This is a genomic window from Herbiconiux sp. 11R-BC (assembly GCF_049472555.1).
Lineage (GTDB): Bacteria > Actinomycetota > Actinomycetes > Actinomycetales > Microbacteriaceae > Herbiconiux.
In genome coordinates, this window is sequence record NZ_JBCEBO010000009.1 from 146,928 (window position 1) to 166,246 (window position 19,319).

The window sequence follows — 19,319 nt, forward strand, 5'->3', positions numbered from 1 at the left end:
GCCCGGCTACTCGACCGTGACCGACTTGGCCAGGTTGCGGGGCTTGTCGACGTCGCGCCCGAGGGCGAGCGCGAGTTCGCGGGCCAGGATCTGCAGCGGCACCACCGACTCGAGCGGCCCCCAGCGGTCGATGCCGCCGGGCATCGGCGTGCCGAGGCTGAGCCCGAGGGCCGGGATTGTGCTGCCGGCTCCGCCGATGCGGATCACACGGCCGCCGCGTGCCGAGACCTCGGCGATGTTGCTCTCGATGCGCCGGTCGCCCGAGTCGATGACGACCACGGGGGTTCCGGCCTCGACGAGCGCGAGCGGTCCGTGCTTGAGCTCGCCCGCCGGGTAGTGCTCGGCCCAGCGGTAGCTCAGCTCCTTCAGCTTCAGCGCGCCCTCCGCCGCGTACACCACGCCCGAGCCGCGGCCGAGGAACAGGTAGCCCTGCGCATCCCGGATCTCGTCGATGAGCGGCGGGATCGCCTTCTGCGAGGCCGCGATCGCATGAGCGAGCAGATCCGGGATGCGGCGGAGGTCGTCGACCTGACGCCGGGCGTACTCCCGGTCGATCCTCCGTGTCGCCGCGAGGGCCGACAGTGCCATCGCCACCCCGGTGATCACCTGGGCGACGAAGGTCTTGGTGGCGGCGACCCCGATCTCGGGGCCGGCGTTGCAGTTCAGCATCGAGTCGGCCCGCCGCGCGAGCGTGGAGTGGTCGCTGTTGGTGAGCGCCACGAGCGCCGAGGTGCCGAGGTCGAGGTCGTCGATGGCCCGCAGCACGTCGGCGGTCTCGCCCGACTGGCTGAGGGCGATCACGAGGGTGCGCGGTTCGACGATGGCGCTCTGGCCCTCGCTCGCGATGAGCGAGGAGTTCGGCACGTCGCCGAGCGAGCCGAAGGCGTTCGCGATGACCCGGCCGGCGTTCAGCGAGGTGCCGCAGCCGAGCACGGCCACGCGCTCGAACGGCGGCAGCTGCAGCTCGGCCCAGAGCGAGCCGTTCGCGATGCGCGGGGCGAGCTCGTCGATGATGCGCGCGGCCGTCTCGGGCTGCTCCTCGATCTCCTTGCCCATGAAGTCGGCGTGCCCGGCGAGGCCGTGGCTCGTTCCCGACCAGATCGACGAGACGAACGGGGGAGGGGTGACCCCGGTGCCGGCGCGGGTCCAGGCGAACTGCTCGCCGAGCTCCACCACGTCGCCGTCGCGCATGGCCTGGAACAGGTCGACCCACTGCGCGATCGCGTTGATGTCGCTCGCGGCGAAGACGCCCTTCTCCGAGCGGGCCACGAGCAAGGGGGAGCGGTGGGCGGCGGCCACGAGTGCGCCGCTCTGCGCGTCGAGGGCCACGACGGCCCAGGAGCCGCGCATCCGTCCCGTCGCCGCGGTGACGGCTTCGCGCAGCCCGCCGCCCGAGCGCAGCTCGTGCTCGATCAGATGGCTCACCACCTCGCTGTCGACCTCGGAGGCGAAGACGTGGCGCTCGGCTTCGAGCTGGGCCCGCAGCTCGACGGCGTTCTCGATGATGCCGTTGTGCACGATGCTGATGCGGCCCGTGCAGTCCAGGTGCGGATGCGCGTTCGCCTCGGTCACGGCCCCGTGCGTGGCCCACCGGGTGTGCCCGATGCCCGTGCCCGAGAGTGCTCCGGTGACGCCCGCCTGCTCCAGCGCGTCGAGCTGGCGCTCGAGGGTGTCGACCCGGTGGGTGGTGCGCGACGACACGGTGGTGCCCGCCGTGGTGAGGATGGCGACCCCGGCCGAGTCGTAGCCGCGGTACTCGAGCAGCCGCAAGGCGTCGACGAGGAACGGCGCCGCGGCGCCGGGCATCCGGCAGGCGACGACGCCGCACATCAGGCACCCCGTGCATCGAGGGCGGCCGAGCGGATGCCGGGGCCCTCGTGATCGAGCGAGCGCGAGGTGAGCATCTCCTCGGCCACGCGGCGGATGATCTCGTCGAGCGGCGTCGCCGGCACGAAGCCCACGAGCGCGGAGGCCCGGGTGAAGTCCGGCACCCGCCGGCGCATGTCCTCGAAGCCGGCCGCGTAGGCCTCGCCGTAGGAGACGAAGGTGACGGGGCTGCGGCTGCCGGTGACCTCGAGGATGCGGTGGGCGAGGCCCACGATCGACACCTCTTCGGCGCCGCCGAGGTTGAACGCCTCGCCGTAGGCGGTGGGCTCCTCGATCAGCCGCACCATCGCCGGCACGACGTCGCCGACGTAGGAGAAGCAGCGGGTCTGGTTGCCGTCGCCGTAGACGGTGAGCGGCTCGCCGCGCAGCGCCTGACCGACGAGGTTCGGCACCACCATGCCGTAGCGCCCGGTCTGCCGGGGGCCGACGGTGTTGAACAGCCGCACGATGGCCACGTCGAGCCCGTACTCGCTCCAGTAGGCGTGGGCGAAGGCCTCGTCGATGCCCTTCGCGGCCGCGTAGGTCCAGCGCGACTTCAGCGGGGAGCCGAGGATGCGGTCGGAGTCCTCGGTGAGCCGGTCGGCGGTGTTCTTGCCGTAGATCTCGCTCGTGGACACGAGCAGCAGCGTGGCGCGCGCCTCGACGCAGGCGTCGAGCACGTTCTCGGTGCCGTGGATGTTGGTGCGCAGGCTCGAGAGCGGCTGCTCCACGATGAGCTTCACGCCGACAGCCGCCGCCAGGTGGAACACCCGGTCGGCGCCCGCGATGGTGGCCATCACGGTGTCGCGGTCGAGGATCGAGCCGTGCACGATCGAGAGCCGGGGATTGGGCAGCGAGTCGATGAGGTTGCGCGGGGCGCCGGTCGACATGTCGTCGAGCACGACGACCTCGTCTCCCAGGGCGAGGAGGTGTTCGGTGAGGTGGCTGCCGATGAAGCCGGCGCCTCCGGTGATGACTGAGCGCATGGGTCTGGTCCTTCAGGTCTGGTCGTGTGCGGGCGGGTGTTCGGCGGGCGGGCCGGGAGCGTCAGAGGATGACGCGCTGCGGCACGTCGGTGCCGCGGTAGGTGGTGTCGAGCACGAGCTGGTGCGGGGCGATCCAGCCGAGCGGAGCATCCGCGTGCCGCGTGTGCAGCACCACGAGCTCGGCCTCGAAGGCCGCCGGGTCGGTGACACCGGTGAGCAGGATGCCGCTCGGCAGCCGCACGGAGTCGAAGTGCTCGTCGAAGAAGGCCACGGTGGCGCCGCGCTCGATCAGGCCGTCGAGGATCTCGAGGGCCGGCGACTCGCGCAGGTCGGCGACATCGGGCTTGTAGGCGATGCCCACCACGAGCACGCGGGTGCCGAGCATGCCGCTGCCGGCTCCCGAGAGCACCTCCTGCGCGCGGTCGACCACCCGGTTCGGGCGGGCCGCGATCTCCACCATCGCCTGCGTGATCATCGGGGCGGCGACGCGCTGCTTGCGCAGCTGCCAGAGCAGGTAGTGCGGATCGCACGGGATGCAGTGGCCGCCGACGCCCGGGCCCGGCAGGAAGGGCATGTAGCCGTAGGGCTTCGTGGAGGCCGCGTCGACGACGTCGGCGATGTTCAGATCGAGCGCCTTGCAGATGTCGGCGAACTCGTTGGCGAGCGCGATGTTGACAGCGCGAAACGTGTTCTCCAAGAGCTTGGTCATCTCGGCCGCCGCGAGCGAGCGCACCCGGTGCACCTTGGTGACGTAGCGGAGCAGCAGCTTCGACGCCTCCTCTTCGCACTGGGCGGTGGCGCCGCCCACCACGCGGGGCACCTCGTCGTGGTCGAAGGCCGCGTTGCCGGGGTCGATGCGCTCCGCGCTGAAGGCGACGAAGACATCCGTCCCCACCGTGTAGCCACGCTCCATCAGCGGCTTCACGAGCAGGTCGTCGGTGCAGCCGACGTACGAGGTGGAGGTGAGCATGAGCACCTGGCCGGCCACCGCGTGGTCGACCACCATGGCGCAGGCCGCGCGCAGGATCGAAAGGTCGGGGATGAGGTGCTCGTCGACCGGGGTGGGCACGCACACGATCACGGCGGCGGCCTTGCGCAGCTCGCCGGGGTCGGTGCTGAGCACGAAGCCCGGGTGGTCGAGCGCCCGGAGCAGCCGCGCGTGGTCGATCTCGAGGAGGTCGGCCTCGTGGGAACGGATCACCGCGAGGCGGCGTTCCGAGGTGTCAAGGGCGAGCACGCGGCTGTCGGCGCCGTGGTACGCGAGGGCGGTGGGGAGCCCCACATAGCCCAGGCCGACGATGGCCACGTCGTATTCGAAGGCGGTGGCGGTGGTCGCCGCCGGGCGATCCCAGCTCTCGGCCGGCTCACCGATGTCGGTGCGGGTGATGCTCTCGAACGTTGTCACGACTTTCTCCCTTGATCGTCTGGCGCGTGTCAGTTGCTGCGATGACCGCGTCAGCGACGACGGGAGGAGCGAGGGGGTCCCCTGGGTATGAGGCTCGTTCATCCCGCCGCCGTGCGACGCAATCGGGTCGGGTGGGGAGATGAAGCGATGTTCGGCCTCGTGCCCCCGGACACACTGTCTCCGGAGGCCTTCACGGGAGTCAATCGCTTTCCGGAGGCATGCGGTTTTCCACGCCGGGTTGGCCGGGGACTGCGGTGAGCGGGCCCTGCGTGCGGGTTTCCGCACGATCATGCGGGTGGGCCGGCGGGCAGGCCGAACTAGGTTTGAGCTTCGAAGAGGGGTGGGTGCGATGTTCTCGTTCCTGATCGTCCTCCTCCTCGTGCTCGGGGTGAACACGATCATCTGGGGCACGGCGGGCGGGATGCGCGTGCTGGCCGCCCGGCTGCGGCGGCGCTCCTCGTCGGCGCGCCCCGGCGCATCCGCAGCCGGCCCCGGGCGCGACGAGGTCGCCATCCTCATCGCCGCCCACAACGAAGAGGTCGTGATCGGCCGCACCATCGCCGAGCTCGACAAGTTCGGCCCCGAGGTGAGCGTGTTCGTGGTGTCCGACGGCTCCAGCGACGACACCGCCGTCATCGCCCGCGCGCACGGCGCCACGGTGCTCGAGCTGAACCCGAACCGCGGCAAGGCCGGTGCCCTCGTGGCCGCGATCGAGCACTTCCGCATCGCGGAGCGGTTCGAGGTGCTCCTGCTGCTCGACGCCGACACCCATCTCAGCGCGGAGTACTTCGACACCGGGCTCGGCGAGTTCGCCGATCCGGGCATCGTGGCGGTGGCGGGCCGCGCCTCCACGCTGTTCACCCCCTCGTCGCCCACCTTCTTCGGGCGCCTGCTCGTGGCCTACCGCGAGCGCGTCTACATCGCGATGCAGTACCTCTTCAAGTTCGGGCAGGCGGGCCGCTACGCGAACGTCGTGCCGATCGTGCCGGGCTTCGCGAGCATGTACCGCACGAGCATCCTGAAGGACATCGACATCGCCGCCCAGGGCCTCAAGATCGAGGACTACAACATGACCTTCGAGGTGCACGCGAAGCGCCTCGGCCGTATCGCGTTCCACCCGCACGCGGCGATCGCCCTCACGCAGGACCCCGACACCCTGTTCGACTACGTGAAGCAGGTGGAGCGCTGGAACCTCGGTTTCTGGCAGACCGTGGGCCGCCACCGCTTCCGGATGCGCGTGTTCTGGCTCGCCCTCAGCCTCTTCATCGCCGAACTGCTGCTCGCCAGCGTGGTGCTCGTGCTGCTGCTGCCGGCGATCACCCTCTCGGTGGGCTCCTCGCTCGCCGAGGCGGCGGGCCTGGATCCCTCGGGCATCGCCGGGGGCGTGGCCGGCGCCCTGCCGCCGCTCGCCCTGCTCGCCGGGCTGGTGCTTCCCGACTACCTGCTCACGGTGCTCGCGGCCGTCGTGAGCCGCCGGGCGGTCTACCTCGCCTACGGACTGTTCTTCCCGTTCTTCCGCATCGTGGATGCGGTGCTCTGCCTCTACGCGCTCGGCGAGGCGGTGTTCAGCAGCTCCGGCGGCACCTGGAAGAGCCCGTCGCGGCGGCCCGCCGCCGAGCACTCCGCCGTCAGTTGAGCAGCGATGCCAGGTGCGAGCGCGAGCGCGCGCCCACCTTGCGGTAGATGTGGGTGAGGCGCAGTTCGACGGTGCGGAGCGAGATGTACAGCTCGGCGGCGATCTCGCGGTTGCGGAAACCCTTGCGCACCATCTCGGCGACCTCGCGCTCGTCGGGGGTGAGGAGGCCGAGCACCGTGCTCACCGGGGGAGCCGCCGGCGCCTCGGCCCGGGCCACGAAGCGGCGCGCCCAGAGGGTGGCCCCGGCGTTCTCGAAGGCGGCGGCGGCGGCGCTCGCGGCGTGTTCCGCGGCTTCGGCGTGGCCCAGCTGGGCCAGGCGTCCGGCCTGGGCGATGAGGGTGCGCCCCCGGTCGTAGCTGTATTCGGTGCCGTCGAACGCGGCCACGGCCTCGCGGAACAGCCCGGGCGAGACTTCGTCGGCCGCGAGGAGCGCCCGCGAGCGGGCCAGCGCGAGGTCGAGCCAGCGCGAAGGGCGTTCGCTGCGCTGTTCGAGCATCCGGCGGTACACCGTCTCGCCCTCGCGGGCCCGGCCGCTCAGCACACTGGCCTCCACCAGATCGGCCGAGTGCCGCAGCAGTGAAGGGTTGCGCAGGTGGGCTCCGGATGCGTCGGCCAGCAGCAGCAGCCGCATGGCGTCGTCGACCCGGTTCTCGAGCAGCGCCGACTGCCCCTGAAAGGTGAAGAGCCGCGCGATGAGGGCGGGATTGCGCTCGGAGGAGGCGAATTCGAGGCACTCCTCGGCGTAGGCCTGCGACTCGTCGGGCCGCTCGCGCGAGTAGTGGTACCAGGCCAGCACGAGCGCTCGCGCCGCACGGTGGCTCGCGACGGCAAGCGGGAACGACAGCCACTCCTCCACGGCGAGCCGGGCGCGGTGGAAGTCGCCGGCGCGCATCTCGTTCGTGCAGCTGAGGCCCCGGGCGCGCTCGAGCGTGAGCGGCTCGCCGTGCGGGCGGTTGAACACCACCGCGCAGACGCGCCGCGCCTGGGCGTAGCGCTCGCGGTAGCTCAGGGTGGTGGCGAAGGCCACGAGCGAGTCCGACGACATCGCCTGCAGCTCCTCCGCGCTCACCCGTCCGGTGGCGGGCTCCGGGTCGGGGCGGCCGTCCACCGCGTCGAGCATCGCGAGCGTCTCGCGGTGGGCGTGCCGGGCGTCTTCGGAGGCCTCGCCCAGGAACCGCCCGGCGAGCGCGACACCGCGACGCGCCTCCTCCACGTCCCAGCGCCCCGCGTGGGCGAAGCTCGCCTGGGCGAGCAGCCGCACCGCACCGGAGGGATCGTCGTCACCGTAGAGGCTGACCGCCGCCTCCACGTCGCCCGTGGGCACCAGGCAGGTCTTCTCGTACTCGACCAGGATGCGCTCGGTCGCGAGCCGCAGATTGAGCGCGGCCGACGCCGGGTCGAACCGCACGTGCAGCAGGTAGCGCTCGGCGAGGTCGAGTTCGCCCTGACCGGTGAGCGCGGTGGCGAAGCGGAACACCAGGGCGTGACGCGACTCCAGGTCGACGGCGGTGAGCAGCCCGCGCTCGGCGAGCTCGACGGCGGAGGCGATGTCGCCCTCGAGCGCGAAGCGGGTGGCGGCGAGCAGCAGATCGTCGGTGAGTTCTGCATCCGGTGCCATGAAACTCGCGTGCCAGATGCGCAGGCGGTCGTCGATCTCCTCGTGCAGCCCGGCCAGCTCCGCGTGGCGTTCGCGCCGCTCGCGCGGCTTCATGTCCCAGTAAAGATAGGAGCGCAGCAACGGCTCGACCAGGCGCACGTACTGCCCGTGGCTGGTGGCGAGACCGGCGTAGAGGATCTCCTCGAGCGCGTCGAGGTCGTCGGGGCGTTCGCGCGTGAGAGCGCCGACGTGCGTGAGCGGCGCGAGGGCGATCGATTCGAGCATGCGTCGCTGCGGTTCGGCGGTGTCGCTCAGCTTCTTGCTCGCCACGGCCTTCAGGGACTCGCTCGGCCGCGAGGGCAGCACGAGCGGTTCCCGCCCCGCGAGCTGGTCGGCGCTGAGCGCCCGCGCCGACTCCATCATGACGAGCGGGTTGCCGTCGGACTGGCCGGCGACGATGCGGAGGGTTCCGGGGTCGGCCCCCAGTCCGAACTCGGCCGCGGCGAGGTGCACCGACTCGTCGATGCTCAGGCGGTGGATCTCGCGCTGCTGGAATCCGGCGAGCGGGCTGTCCTCGGCGAGCTGGTCGGCGGTCGCGACGAAGCGGAGACCGGTGCCCGCGAGGCGGCCCGCCATGAAGCCGATGAGGGTCTGGGTCTCGGCATCCATGCGGTCGAGATCGTCCACCAGCACGAGCAGCGGAGGCAGGGAGAGACCGCGCAGCAGCGAGAGCAGGTCGCGGGCGGCGGCGAACATGAACTGCGGTTCGGTGGAACGCAGGGTGAAGCGACCCCCGAACTCCACCGCCCGCGAGTCGTCGATCGAGGCGAAGATGCGGGAGAACCCTGACAGGGGCCAGGCCGCCTCGGCCGGATTCGCGTGCAGCAGCACCGCCTGCACCGACGACTCCCGCAGTGCGGCCTCGAGCAGGTGCGAGCGGCCGACGCCCTGTTCGCCGATGAACACCACGGCGCTCTCCGTGGGGGCGGTGGCGATCTGCGCGATGAGATCGAGCTCACCGCGATGTGCGATGAACTCCATCAAGTGCCCCGGACATTCGGGCTGCTATCGCGGGACCACACTGCGGTGCCGGCCCGCAGCGTGAAGGCGTGCGGAGGGTGTCGGTGCGACGCGGGTCGCGAATTGCATAGCACTCGTCATGACGACACTGTCTACTCGGGCGCAGTCGGGAGCTGCGGTGGACCTCCCGTGATCGGGATCACGGCTGTTACGGGTACACGCTTTCTATCGCATTAGGAGACAGCAAACAAGCCGTGGCTTTCCGGGGTCAGGCGTGCCTGGCCGCGAGGAACTCCTCCACGAAGGCCGCTGTGTCGGGCCAGCCCTCCACCGCGACCGTCGCCACCCCGAGCGCTTTCACCGGGTAGTCGTTGCCGCCCTCGTCGAGGCGGTCGCCCACGAAGAGCATCTCGTCGAGCGGGATGCCGGTGAGCTCGGCCAGGCGGTTCATGCCATAGGCCTTGTCGATGCCGGCGCGGGTGATGTCGACCGAGGTCGACCCGCCCGAGCGCACCTCGAGGTCGGGGAGCAGCTCCGCCACGGCGGCGCGGAGGGCCTCCTTCTTGGCGCCCGACGGGTCCCAGGCCGACTTCGCGGGGATCGGTGCCGCCTGGCCCAGGGCGGAGAAGGTGATCTGCGAACCGCGGTCCTCCAGGATGGGGCCCCAGGTCTCGGCCTCCCAGAAGCCGAGTCGCTTCGCCTCGGTCTCGACCGCATCCAGGGCCCGTGCCTTCTGGTCGTGGGTGAGGTTCTCGGCGTAGATCTGCTCCCAGTCGCCGTCGTGACGGTAGTACTGGGTGCCGCAGGTGGGCATGAGGTGCAGGCGGGAGAGGCTCTCGCCGGCGCTCTCGGGCAGGTTCTCGACCAGCTGCGAGCGGAACTGGCCGATCTGGCCACCGGAGATCACGCAGACCTCGACGGCTCCGAGCAGCTGCACCAGCAGATCGGCCATGCGGGGGTCGACCGGCGCCTTCGAGGGCGCGAGCGTGTCGTCGAGATCGAAAGCGACCAGGCGGACGTTCGTGGTCAAGGCGGAGTTCTCCTCTGGGTCGAGAGCGTCCCGGTCTTCTTCAGGCGCTCCGGTCTACGGCGGAGTCTCGATTGTCGCAGATGAACGTGTCGGAGGTGTTACCGGGCCGGGCACGGGAGGCGGGCGGCCGGGGCGCTTCCTCGCCCCGCTCAGTCGAAGCCGATCACCTCGTCGCCCCAGGCCTCGCGGATGGCGGCGTCGGGGTCGTCGACCACCTGCTCGCCGTGGTCGATCACGAGCGTCGACCGCGTGGCCACGTCGTAGAGCGGCCAGTCGAGCGCGGAGCCCGTGGCGTCGGGCAGCCCGGCGGGAACGCCGTCGACGGCGAAGCGCAGCCAGCGGTGCTGCAGCGCCGCCGAGACCCGCTCGGCCTGGCGCAGACCGCCGAGATCGAAGGTGAAGTCCTTCTTGGCCACCCGGAAGTTGCCGAACACGTAGGCGAGCTCGGCGCCGTGGGTGGCGCCGATGCCGAGGAGCTTCAGCATGGGCGTGGCGTGATCGAAGCGGTACATGCGGGTGGGCGCCACCCGGCTGTGCGCCGAGGCCAGCCAGATCGAGGGCATGCGGAAGCCGGCGTCGCGCGAGATCTCGGCGGGGCTGCTCCGGCGCTTCGGGTAGGCGGCCTCCACGCGAGCCTCGGCGTCGCTGAGCGCGGGCTTCTCGGCGGCGATCTGCGCGAACATGGCGTGCACGGAGCTCGGCGTGATGGGCATCAGCGGCGACTTCATCAACCGGAACAGGGAGGCCTCGTCGCGGTTGGTGCCGATGATGAGCGGCAGTGGATGCTGGGTGCCGGCCTGGAAGGCCTCGATCGGATGCACGGGCACGACGTCGCCGTCGACCACCGGGGCGAGAGCCAGGGTGCCCGGTGCCTCGGCCGAGATCGCGTTCACGAGGTCGAAGGCGGCCTGGCTCAGCGCCTCGGCCGGCAGCTCGCGGAGGCGCTGCGGCTCGTCGGCCGGCACACCGGCGATCTCGAGGAAGCGGGCCGCGGTCGCCGCCGCCCGCCGGGCCGAATACACCGAGGTGGCCGGTGAGCTCTCGGCGATCGCGCGATGGAAGAGCCCGGCGGCGTGCGGCGAGGTCAGGAGCGTGGTGACGCATCCGCCGCCGGCCGACTCGCCGAAGAGCGTGACGTCGCCGGGGTCGCCGCCGAAGGCCGCGATGTTCTGCTGCACCCAGCTGAGGGCGGCGAGCAGGTCGCGCAGGCCGAGGTTGGTGTCGAAGGGCTGCTCCTCGGTGGCGATGCCGGAGAAGTCGAGGAAGCCGAGGGCGCCGAGGCGGTAGTTGACGCTCACGAACACCACCTCGCCGGTCTGCACGAGGTGGGTGCCGTCGTAGAGGGGCTGCGCCGCGGTTCCGGCGAAGTAAGCGCCACCGTGCACCCAGACCATGACCGGTCTCGGGGCGGAGGGTGCGGCATCCGGGCCCGCGACCGGCGGGGCCAGCACGTTGAGCACGAGGCAGTCCTCTGACTGCGTGATGCCCTCCGGCAGCGCGAGCGCCTTGTTCTCGTGTTGCGGCGCGGCGTGACCGAACTCGACGGTCTCGCGCACCTCCTGCCACGGCTCGGGCGGCTGCGGGCGGCGGAAGCGCAGAGCGCCGACGGGCGCGGCGGCGTAAGGGATGCCGCGCCAGCTGCGCAGGCCCTCGCGCAGCGAGCCGCGCACGGGGCCGGATGAGGTGGTGACCAGCAGAGCGTCGTCGCTCGGGGTCGCGTCGGCGGGGGAGGGTGCGGACATGGGGCCACTGTAGCGATTGAATGGTGGCGTGCCACATGATTCGATCGACCTCCTGCGCGAAGACCTCACCACCGCCCGCTACCGGGTCGACGTGCTCGACGGGCTCTGGGGTGCGGCGGCCTCCGCGGCGCTGTTCCGGGGCCGCCGCCTGCCGGCCGAGCGCGCGCTCGCGCGGCGGCGCGCCTCCGGAGCCGGACCGCAGGCCGTCGACACGCTCGCGGCGTTGTTCGTGCTCGGCAGCCCCGTGCCGGAGGCCGAGCTCGAGACGGCGCTGCCGCGGCTCGGCGTGGCGGGCGCTCGCGAGCTCGGGCTGGTGGGGGCTGCGGATGCCGAGGGCGGCTCCGTGCGCGCCCTGCTCGATCTGCGGCCCTACAGCTTCGTCGACGCGCTCGGAGCCGGCAGCTGGTGGATCGTGTCCGACCTCGGCGAGGCGGTGCTCGGCCACGCCCTCGACGAGGACCACGTGCTCGGCATCGGCGGGGCGTCGACGACGCTGTCGGGGTTGATGATCCCGACCCCCGCCGACTCGGTGCTCGACCTGGGAACCGGATGCGGCATCCAGGCCATGCACGCCGCCCGGCACGCCCGCCGCGTGGTGGCCACCGACATCTCCCGGCGCGCGCTCGAGATCGCGGCGCTCAACGCCCGGCTGAACGGCATCGACTCGATCGAGTTCCGCTACGGCAGCCTCTTCGAGCCCGTGGCGGGGGAGCGCTTCGACCGCATCGTGTCGAACCCGCCGTTCGTGATCACGCCCCGGGTCGACGGGGTGCCGCAATACGAGTACCGCGACGGCGGGCTCGAGGGCGACGCGCTCGTGGAGCAGGTGGTGCGGCAGGCGGGGGAGCACCTGACGCCCGGCGGCATCGCGCAGCTGCTCGGGAACTGGGAGTACCGCGGGAGCGGCGCCGGGGTCTCCGACGGGCTCGACCGCGTGCGCTCGTGGGTGGAGGGCGCGGCGGGCGGCGATTCCCGTGCCGGCGCGGTCAACGGGGCCGGAGCCGGAGCCGGAGGCACGATGCCGGGGAGTGCGGTGGGTCGATCCGGTGCGGGTGCCCGAGCCGGTGGAGGTGGCGCGGTGGGCGGTGGAGCGACCCTCGACGCGTGGGTCGTGGAGCGGGAGCGGCAGGATGCGCCGACGTATGCCGAGACCTGGATCCGCGACGGCGGCACCCGGCCGGGAACGCCGGAGTTCGAGCGGCTCTACGCCGCCTGGCTCGACGACTTCGAGGCGCGCGGGGTGTTCGAGGTGGGGTTCGGCTACGTGCTGCTGCGGCGGCCGGCCGCGGCCGTGAGCGCCCGGAGCGGCCGCGCCGGCGCGGGCGCGGACGTGCCGGCTATGGACGCGGGCGGGAATGCGCCCACCGCCGAGGGCGTGAGCGCAAGGAGCCCGGCGGGCGAGGACGGCGTCGGGCGCGCATCCGGGGTCCGCAGCGGGGCGCCGACGCTCGCGCGTTACGAGCGGGTCGACTCGGCGCTCGGCGACAATCCCGTGGGGCTGGGCGACCACCTCGCCGTGTGCCTCGCCGGCCACGACTGGCAGGCCGCCCGCGACGACGCGGCACTGCTGCGCGAGCGGCTCGTCTACGCCTCCGACGTCACCGAGGAGCGGCACTACTGGCCCGGGCAGGAGGATCCGGTGGTGATGACCCTGCGCCAGGGCGGCGGCTTCGGCCGCGCGGTCGGGCTCGACACCGGGCTCGCCGCCCTCGTGGGCGCCTGCGACGGCGACCTCAGCCTCGGCGCGCTCTGCTCCGCCATCGCCGAGGTGCTCGACGTCGACGACGCGGCCCTCCGCGCGGAGCTGCTGCCGCGCATCCGTGCCCTCGTCTCCGACGCCTTCCTCCTTCCGGCGGACTGACGCCGGCGGAACCCCGCGAAGACCCCGGGCGCCGGATGCCGGCTCCCGCGCCCGGGCGATTCTCCTGAGCGAGCTCGGGACGGCGCCGCCCGTGCGGCATAGAGTGGCGGCATGCGCAGGGTCGAGACCGAGGTCTGCATCGTGGGCGGCGGGCCGGCCGGCGTGATGCTGGGGTACCTGCTGGCGCGGGCCGGCGTCGACGTGGTGGTGCTCGAGAAGCACGGCGACTTCCTGCGCGACTTCCGCGGCGACACCATCCATCCCTCCACGCTCACGCTGCTCGGGCAGCTGGGGCTGCGCGAGGAGTTCCTCGCGCTGCCGCACAGCGAGGTGCGCACGCTCGATTTCGTGGTGAACGGCACGCGCATCCACGCCGTCGACTTCGGGGCGCTGCCGGCGCCCGACGACTTCCTCGCCTTCATGCCGCAGTGGGACTTCCTGAACTTCCTCGCCGGGAAGGCGGCGGAGTTCCCCTCCTTCCACCTGCTGATGAGCACGAGCGCCACCGGCGTGCGCCGCGCCGGGGCCGCGGTCACGGGTGTCACGGCCACGGATGCGCAGGGCGAGCTCGAGATCGTCGCCCGGCTCACCGTGGCCGCCGACGGCCGCACCTCCACCGTGCGCGCCGCGACCGGACTCGAGCCGCGGCAGTTCGGTGTGGGCATCGACGTGCTCTGGTTCTCGCTGCCGAAGCCCGCCGCGCCCCCGCCGCCCACCCTCGCCTACATCGGCGACGGCGCCCTCGTGCTCACCATCGACCGCGGCGACCACTACCAGGCCGGCTCCGTCATCCCGAAAGGGCGCTTCGAGGCCCTGCGTGAGGCCGGGATCGACGCCTTCCGCGACTCGCTGACCGCCGCCGCGAAGCCGTTGCGGGGCGTGGCCGACGCGCTCACCGACTGGGACCAGGTGAAGCTGCTCAGCGTCCAGGTGTCGCGCCTGGACACCTGGCACCGGCCGGGGCTGCTCTGCATCGGCGACGCGGCGCACGCCATGTCGCCGGCGTTCGGGGTGGGCGTGAACTACGCGATCCAGGATGCCGTGGCCACCGCGAACGCGCTCGCCGAGCCCCTGCTCACCGGCGCGGTGTCCGAGCGGCAGCTCGCGAGCATCCAGCACCGCCGCCTGCCGCCCGTGCGGGCCATGCAGACCCTGCAGCTGCGGCTGCATGCGGCGATCGGGCGACCGCCCGAGAAGCCCGTGCTCGCGAACCCGCCCACGGCCGGGCAGCGCGCCGCCCTCAATCTCCTCGTGCCCCTCATCCGAGCCGCCGCTCCGCGCCTCGTGGGCCGCGGTTTCCGCCCTGAGTCCGCCGCCCCCCTCTTCACCTCCTGACTCCCCTTCCCCCCCCCACAACCCCCAGACTCGTCACTTTCGGGGCCAAACACCCCCGCTATCGCGCCAAAAGTGACGAGTCTGGGGGAGGAGAGGGGATTGGTGGGGCGGGGGCACAGATGGTGCTCAGGAGAGCGGGGGAGGATGAGCGTGAGCGGCGGCGCACGCGGCGGCGCCCGAGATCGGAGCGATCACCATGGGATTCCTCGACCGACTACTGGGCCGAGAAGAACCACAGCGGCCCCAGGGCTACGGCGCCGGAACGCCCGCCCCGAACTACGGTGCGCAGAGCGCCCCTTCCGGCCGCGACGCCGACCAGATCGCGGTGGAGCGCTACCGCTACCTGCTGCGCACCGCGCCGCCCGAGACCATCGAGCAGGTGCACGAAGAGGCCTTCGCCAAGCTCACCCCCGAGCAGCGCCGGCTGCTCTTCACCCAGCTCAGCGAGAACGCCCCGGCCGGCGAACAGCCCCTTGGCGACGACCCGCGCTCGCTCGCGCAGTCGGCCACGCGCTCCGAGTTCCGCCAGCCCGGCACCCTCGAGCGCTCGTTCGGCGGCATGGGCGGCGGCGCCGGCGGCGGGATGGGCTTCGGCGGCATGGTCGCGAGCTCCCTGCTCGGCACCGTGGCCGGCTACGTCATCGGCTCGGCGCTCGTGAGTGCCTTCCTGCCCTCGCCGGCCGACCTCCAGGCCGGCGACCAGAGCGGCGCCGACCAGGGCCAGAACGACCAGGGCCAGAACGATCAGGGCGGCGACCAGTCCGGCGGCGACGCCGGGGGCACGGATGCCGGCACCTCGGCCGACGGCGGCGGCGACTGGTCGGGCGGCAGCGGCGACTTCACGGCGAGCGGCGGCGGCGACTGGGCCGGCGGCAGCGGCGACTTCGGTGGCGGGGACTTCGGCGGAGGCGACTTCGGCGGCGGTTTCGACTTCTGATCGAACCGGCCGCGGGCCGAGTCGCTAGTCTGACGGTATGACAGACCTGCGCATCGTCGAGCACGAGAACGACGACATCGTCACCTACTACGTGGCCACCGACCTCAACCCCGAGGAGTTCCCCGGCGCGCCGACGCTCGGCCCGTTCGACACCCGCGAAGAGGCCGAGGCCGCCATCGCCGAGTGGGACCAGGAGCTCATCGACGACGCCACGCCCGACGACGACGCGCCCGCGGCATCCGCGGTCTGACGCCCTTCCCGGGAGCGTCGGGCCCCGGCGGCGAGCCGCGGCTCAGGAGTTCTGCAGCACCACGATCACCGAGATCGCCCCGATGCTGAGGGCCACCAGCCCGATGATCACGATCCAGGCGAGCATGCGGGCGCGCCCGAGGCGGCCGATGAAGCCCGACGGGCGGCCTTCGTAGTCGTCGTCGTCTTTGCTCATGCCACGACCATAGCGGGTAGCGTAGGCAGCGGCCCACTCCCCGTCGACACCGAAGAAGGCGATGAACGAATACGAGAGCCGACCGTGGCTGCGCAGCTTCTCTCCCGAGCTCTCCCCGGTCATCGAGCCGGTGAGCTATCGGTCGATCGGCGAGCTGGTCGACACGGTCTGCCGGCGCTTCGGAGACCGGACGGCCTTCTCCAACATGGGCGCCGAGATGTCGTTCATCGAGGTCAACCGGCACTCCGACCACTTCGCCGGATTCCTGCTCGGTGAGCTGGGGCTGAAGAAGGGCGACCGCATCGTGCTGCAGATGCCCAACCTGCTGCAGTATCCGGTGGCCGTCTTCGGGGCGCTCAAGGCCGGTCTCGTCGTGGTGAACGCGAACCCGCTCTACACCGCGCACGAGATGCGCAAGGTCTACAAGGACTCGGGCGCCGTCGCCGTTCTCGTGCTGCAGAACTTCGCCGACAAGCTCGCGGCCATCATCGACGAGACCGAGCTGAAGCACGTCATCCTCACCGACGTGGGCGACCTGCTGCCGCCCGTGCAGCGCGTGGTCACGAACTTCGCGGTCAAGTACGTGCGCAAGCTCGTGCCGCGGCACGGCCTCGCGAACACCGTCTCGTTCCGCGACGCCCTCGCGGCCGGTGCGCGCCACGCCTCGAAGCCCCGACCCGCCATGGACCCGGGCGACACCGCTCTTCTGCAGTACACCGGCGGCACCACGGGCGGCACGAAGGCCGCCGTCATCAGCCACCTCAACCTGCTCTCCAACCAGGCCCAGATGCTCGCGCCGATGCGGCTGCGACTCGACGAGGGCGCCGAGACCGTCGTGGCCGCCCTGCCGCTGTACCACATCTTCTGCCTCACGGTGAACTGCCTGGCCTTCTTCAACTACGGCGCCCACAACGTGCTGATCACGAACCCGCGCGAGACCGCGGCGCTCGTGAAGACCATCGAGAAGACCAAGCCGAGCGTGCTCATCCTGGTGAGCACCCTCGCGGCCTCCCTCCTCGACAGCGCCGCCTTCCGAGCCCTCGACTTCACCGGCGTGAAGCTCACGGTGGCGGGTGGGATGGCGCTCCGCGGCGCCACCGCCTCAGCTTGGAAGAGGGCCACCGGCAACGACATCCTCGAGGGCTACGGCCTCACCGAGGCCTCGCCCGTGGTGGCCGTGAACCCCACCTGGGACGTTCCGCGGGTCGGCACGATCGGCCTGCCGCTGCCCTCCACCGACATCGAGATGCGCGACGACGAGGGCAACCCGGTTCCGCTGGGTGTGGCGGGCGAGATGTGCGTGCGCGGCCCGCAGGTGATGAGCGGCTACTGGCAGCAGCCGGAGGAGACCGCCCAGGTGCTGAAGGACGGCTGGCTGCTCACCGGAGACGTGGCCTCGATGAGCGACGACGGGTACATCACCATCGTCGACCGCAAGAAGGACATGATCGTTGTCTCGGGCTTCAACGTCTACCCGAGCGAGGTCGAAGAGGTCGCGATGGCCAACGACAAGGTCAAGGACGCCGGCGTCATCGGCGTGCCCGACGACCGCTCGGGCGAGACCGTCGTTCTCTTCGTCGTGCCGGCCGACGCCTCGCTCACCGTCGACGAGCTGAAGGCCTACCTCAAGGGCGAGCTCGCCGGCTACAAGCGCCCCACGAAGATCGTGTTCCGCGACGAGCTGCCGAAGTCGAACGTGGGCAAGGTGCTGCGGCGGGAGCTCCGCGAGCTGCTGTGACCGTGCGGCGCGATCAGGCGGATGCTGTGGGCCGGCGGTAGAGGATGGTGCCGGCGATGACCGTGGCCACCGTCAGGGTCGTGACGAGCACGACCACCGGCAGGCTCAGAGCGTCGGTGAACAGGGGCACGATCAGCACGAGTGCGGCGGCCCCGAGCGAGAGCGCCGGCGGGATGACGGTGGGCCCGATCAGCGGGCGGTACAGCGCCCACATCGCCACGAGGAACACGGCCACCGGGATGGCCACCGAGTAGGCCACGACGATCATCGGCGTCTCCCCGTGGTGTCCGATGGCGTTCACGCTCACCTCGAGCCCCGCGCCGAGCGCCGCAAGCGAGGCGAAGATGACGTAGTGCCCGTAGCCCCAGACAAAGGAGCGGCCGCGGTTGCGTTCGAGGCCTTCGTGGGCGGGCTCGAGGTAGTAGACCCACCACAGCCCGAAGAGCAGGGCGAGCCCGGCGGCGGCGAGCAGCACGAAGGGGCCTGAGGAGGAGCCTGCGCCCACGATGCCCTGCACGCCGACACTCGCGGCGAGCACCGACTCGCCGAGCACGATGATGGTGAACAGTCCGTAGCGCTCGGCCACGTGGTGCGGATGCCACGCCGTCGACCCCGGGCGTTCGGCCCAGATCGGCACCGCCATCTCCAGCACCGCGAGCACGGCGAAGACGGCGACCTGCGCCTCGAACGGGAAGCCGCCGGTGGTGAACAGGCGCACGATCCAGAGCGCCTGCACCACCGAGATGCCGAGGGCGTACCGCAGCGCCGTCGGCCGCCCCTCGGGGTCCTGGGCCGCGGCCCGCAGCCACTGGGCGACGAGCGCGATGCGCATGATGAAGTAGCCGAGGGTGACGAGCAGGTAGTCGCCGTTCCCGAACGCGCCCGGCACCCCCGCGGCCAGAACGAGCACTCCGCCCATCTGCAGCATCGTCAGCAGGCGGTACGGCACGTCGTCGGTGTCGTAGGCCGAGGCGAACCAGGTGAAGTTCAGCCACGCCCACCAGATGGCGAAGAACACCATGAGGTAGTTCGGCAGCGCCGTGCCGAGGTGGTCGAGCTCGATGGCGTGCGCGAGCTGGCCCACGATGGAGCTGATGGCCACCACGAAGGTGAGGTCGAAGAGCAGCTCGAGCGGGCTCGAGACCCGGCCCGGTTCCGCGATGTCGCGCGAGCGCATCCGCACCACGGGAACGAGGCCGCTGAGGGCGTGGGGCTTCGCGTCTTCCGGCATGGCAGCCAGCTTAGAGGCGCCCGTGCGAGGCTGGGATGCGCGGGCGGGCCCTCAGACGAAAAGCAACACGAACTGCACCACGACGGCCACCGCACCGAGCCCGAGCAGGATCCAGCCCGTGGTGCGCAGCGCCCGCCCCTCGTGCTTCGGATCGTCGATGCGGCCGATGGCGGGATCGCGGGGGTTCACGTAGACCGTCACGTCGTCGCCCGGCTCGAGCACCGGGGCGTCGAGCTCGGTCGAGGGAGCCTCGTAGAGCATCCCGTCGTCGCCGAGCCAGCGGTAGGCGAGGTCGCCGCCGGAGTCGACGACCACGACCCCGAGGGTCTCGCGCCAGCCGCGGAAGAAGGCGCCGCGCACGAGGCCCACCACGAGCAGCACGAGGCCGGCGGCGAGGCCGATCCAGCTGAACAGCTCGGTGATCAGCGACACGGCGCCGATCGGATCAGTCATGCTGCAACACTATTGCCTGCGCCGAGGAGGCCGCGTG

At 71.7% G+C, this 19,319-nt stretch carries 15 protein-coding genes; 6 read left to right on the forward strand and 9 right to left on the reverse strand.

The window, feature by feature from the left end:
- Positions 1-6: 6 nt before the first annotated feature.
- From glmS to VD659_RS18345, 3 genes are all read right to left on the reverse strand, one after another.
- A complete protein-coding gene (gene glmS / locus VD659_RS18335; RefSeq protein WP_423262481.1) occupies positions 7-1,830 on the reverse strand; it encodes a glutamine--fructose-6-phosphate transaminase (isomerizing) in 1,824 nt (607 codons plus the stop codon).
- Complete coding sequence (locus VD659_RS18340; protein ID WP_423262482.1) at positions 1,830-2,852, reverse strand: NAD-dependent epimerase/dehydratase family protein; 1,023 nt, start codon at positions 2,850-2,852, stop codon at positions 1,830-1,832. The genes glmS and VD659_RS18340 overlap by 1 nt, the downstream gene beginning before the upstream one ends.
- Positions 2,853-2,913: 61 nt before the next feature.
- Entirely contained in the window at positions 2,914-4,257 is a 1,344-nt protein-coding gene (locus VD659_RS18345; protein ID WP_423262483.1) for a nucleotide sugar dehydrogenase, read from the reverse strand.
- 349 nt (positions 4,258-4,606) lie between these two features.
- Here VD659_RS18345 and VD659_RS18350 point away from each other — a divergent pair, with 349 nt between their 5' ends.
- Positions 4,607-5,893 carry a glycosyltransferase family 2 protein gene (locus VD659_RS18350; protein ID WP_423262484.1) on the forward strand — a complete coding sequence of 429 codons (1,287 nt, stop codon included), beginning with the start codon at positions 4,607-4,609 and terminating at the stop codon, positions 5,891-5,893.
- On the opposite strand, the gene VD659_RS18355 is transcribed toward VD659_RS18350, so the two are convergent.
- The 3 genes from VD659_RS18355 to VD659_RS18365 all read right to left on the reverse strand — a co-directional run bounded on the left by VD659_RS18355 (position 5,886) and on the right by VD659_RS18365 (position 11,282).
- Positions 5,886-8,531, reverse strand: coding sequence for a LuxR C-terminal-related transcriptional regulator (locus VD659_RS18355; protein WP_423262485.1), 2,646 nt, complete (start codon positions 8,529-8,531; stop codon positions 5,886-5,888). The genes VD659_RS18350 and VD659_RS18355 overlap by 8 nt on opposite strands.
- A gap of 247 nt (positions 8,532-8,778) precedes the next feature.
- Entirely contained in the window at positions 8,779-9,540 is a 762-nt protein-coding gene (locus VD659_RS18360; protein ID WP_423262486.1) for an HAD-IIB family hydrolase, read from the reverse strand.
- A gap of 149 nt (positions 9,541-9,689) precedes the next feature.
- Positions 9,690-11,282: a carboxylesterase/lipase family protein gene (locus VD659_RS18365; protein WP_423262487.1), complete on the reverse strand. Its 1,593-nt coding sequence runs from the start codon at positions 11,280-11,282 to the stop codon at positions 9,690-9,692.
- 28 nt (positions 11,283-11,310) lie between these two features.
- On the opposite strand from VD659_RS18365, the gene VD659_RS18370 reads away from it, so the two are divergent.
- From VD659_RS18370 to VD659_RS18385, 4 genes are all read left to right on the forward strand, one after another.
- Positions 11,311-13,143: a DUF7059 domain-containing protein gene (locus VD659_RS18370; protein WP_423262488.1), complete on the forward strand. Its 1,833-nt coding sequence runs from the start codon at positions 11,311-11,313 to the stop codon at positions 13,141-13,143.
- A gap of 111 nt (positions 13,144-13,254) precedes the next feature.
- Positions 13,255-14,478: an FAD-dependent oxidoreductase gene (locus VD659_RS18375; protein WP_423262489.1), complete on the forward strand. Its 1,224-nt coding sequence runs from the start codon at positions 13,255-13,257 to the stop codon at positions 14,476-14,478.
- 196 nt (positions 14,479-14,674) lie between these two features.
- On the forward strand, positions 14,675-15,415 hold the full coding sequence (locus VD659_RS18380; RefSeq protein WP_423262490.1) for a hypothetical protein: 741 nt from the start codon (positions 14,675-14,677) through the stop codon (positions 15,413-15,415).
- 37 nt (positions 15,416-15,452) lie between these two features.
- Positions 15,453-15,665 (forward strand): hypothetical protein, encoded by a 213-nt coding sequence (locus VD659_RS18385; protein WP_137838211.1) that lies wholly within the window; start codon positions 15,453-15,455, stop codon positions 15,663-15,665.
- 42 nt (positions 15,666-15,707) lie between these two features.
- Here the strand turns inward: VD659_RS18385 and VD659_RS18390 are convergent, their stop codons facing one another.
- A complete protein-coding gene (locus tag VD659_RS18390) occupies positions 15,708-15,860 on the reverse strand; it encodes a hypothetical protein (RefSeq protein ID WP_171010850.1) in 153 nt (50 codons plus the stop codon).
- Between the two features lie 61 nt (positions 15,861-15,921).
- Here VD659_RS18390 and VD659_RS18395 point away from each other — a divergent pair, with 61 nt between their 5' ends.
- Complete coding sequence (locus tag VD659_RS18395; protein WP_423262491.1) at positions 15,922-17,598, forward strand: AMP-binding protein; 1,677 nt, start codon at positions 15,922-15,924, stop codon at positions 17,596-17,598.
- Between the two features lie 13 nt (positions 17,599-17,611).
- Here the strand turns inward: VD659_RS18395 and VD659_RS18400 are convergent, their stop codons facing one another.
- Entirely contained in the window at positions 17,612-18,829 is a 1,218-nt protein-coding gene (locus VD659_RS18400; RefSeq protein WP_423262492.1) for a low temperature requirement protein A, read from the reverse strand.
- Positions 18,830-18,880: 51 nt separating this feature from the next.
- Positions 18,881-19,282 carry a hypothetical protein gene (locus VD659_RS18405; RefSeq protein ID WP_423262493.1) on the reverse strand — a complete coding sequence of 134 codons (402 nt, stop codon included), beginning with the start codon at positions 19,280-19,282 and terminating at the stop codon, positions 18,881-18,883.
- Positions 19,283-19,319 lie beyond the last annotated feature (37 nt).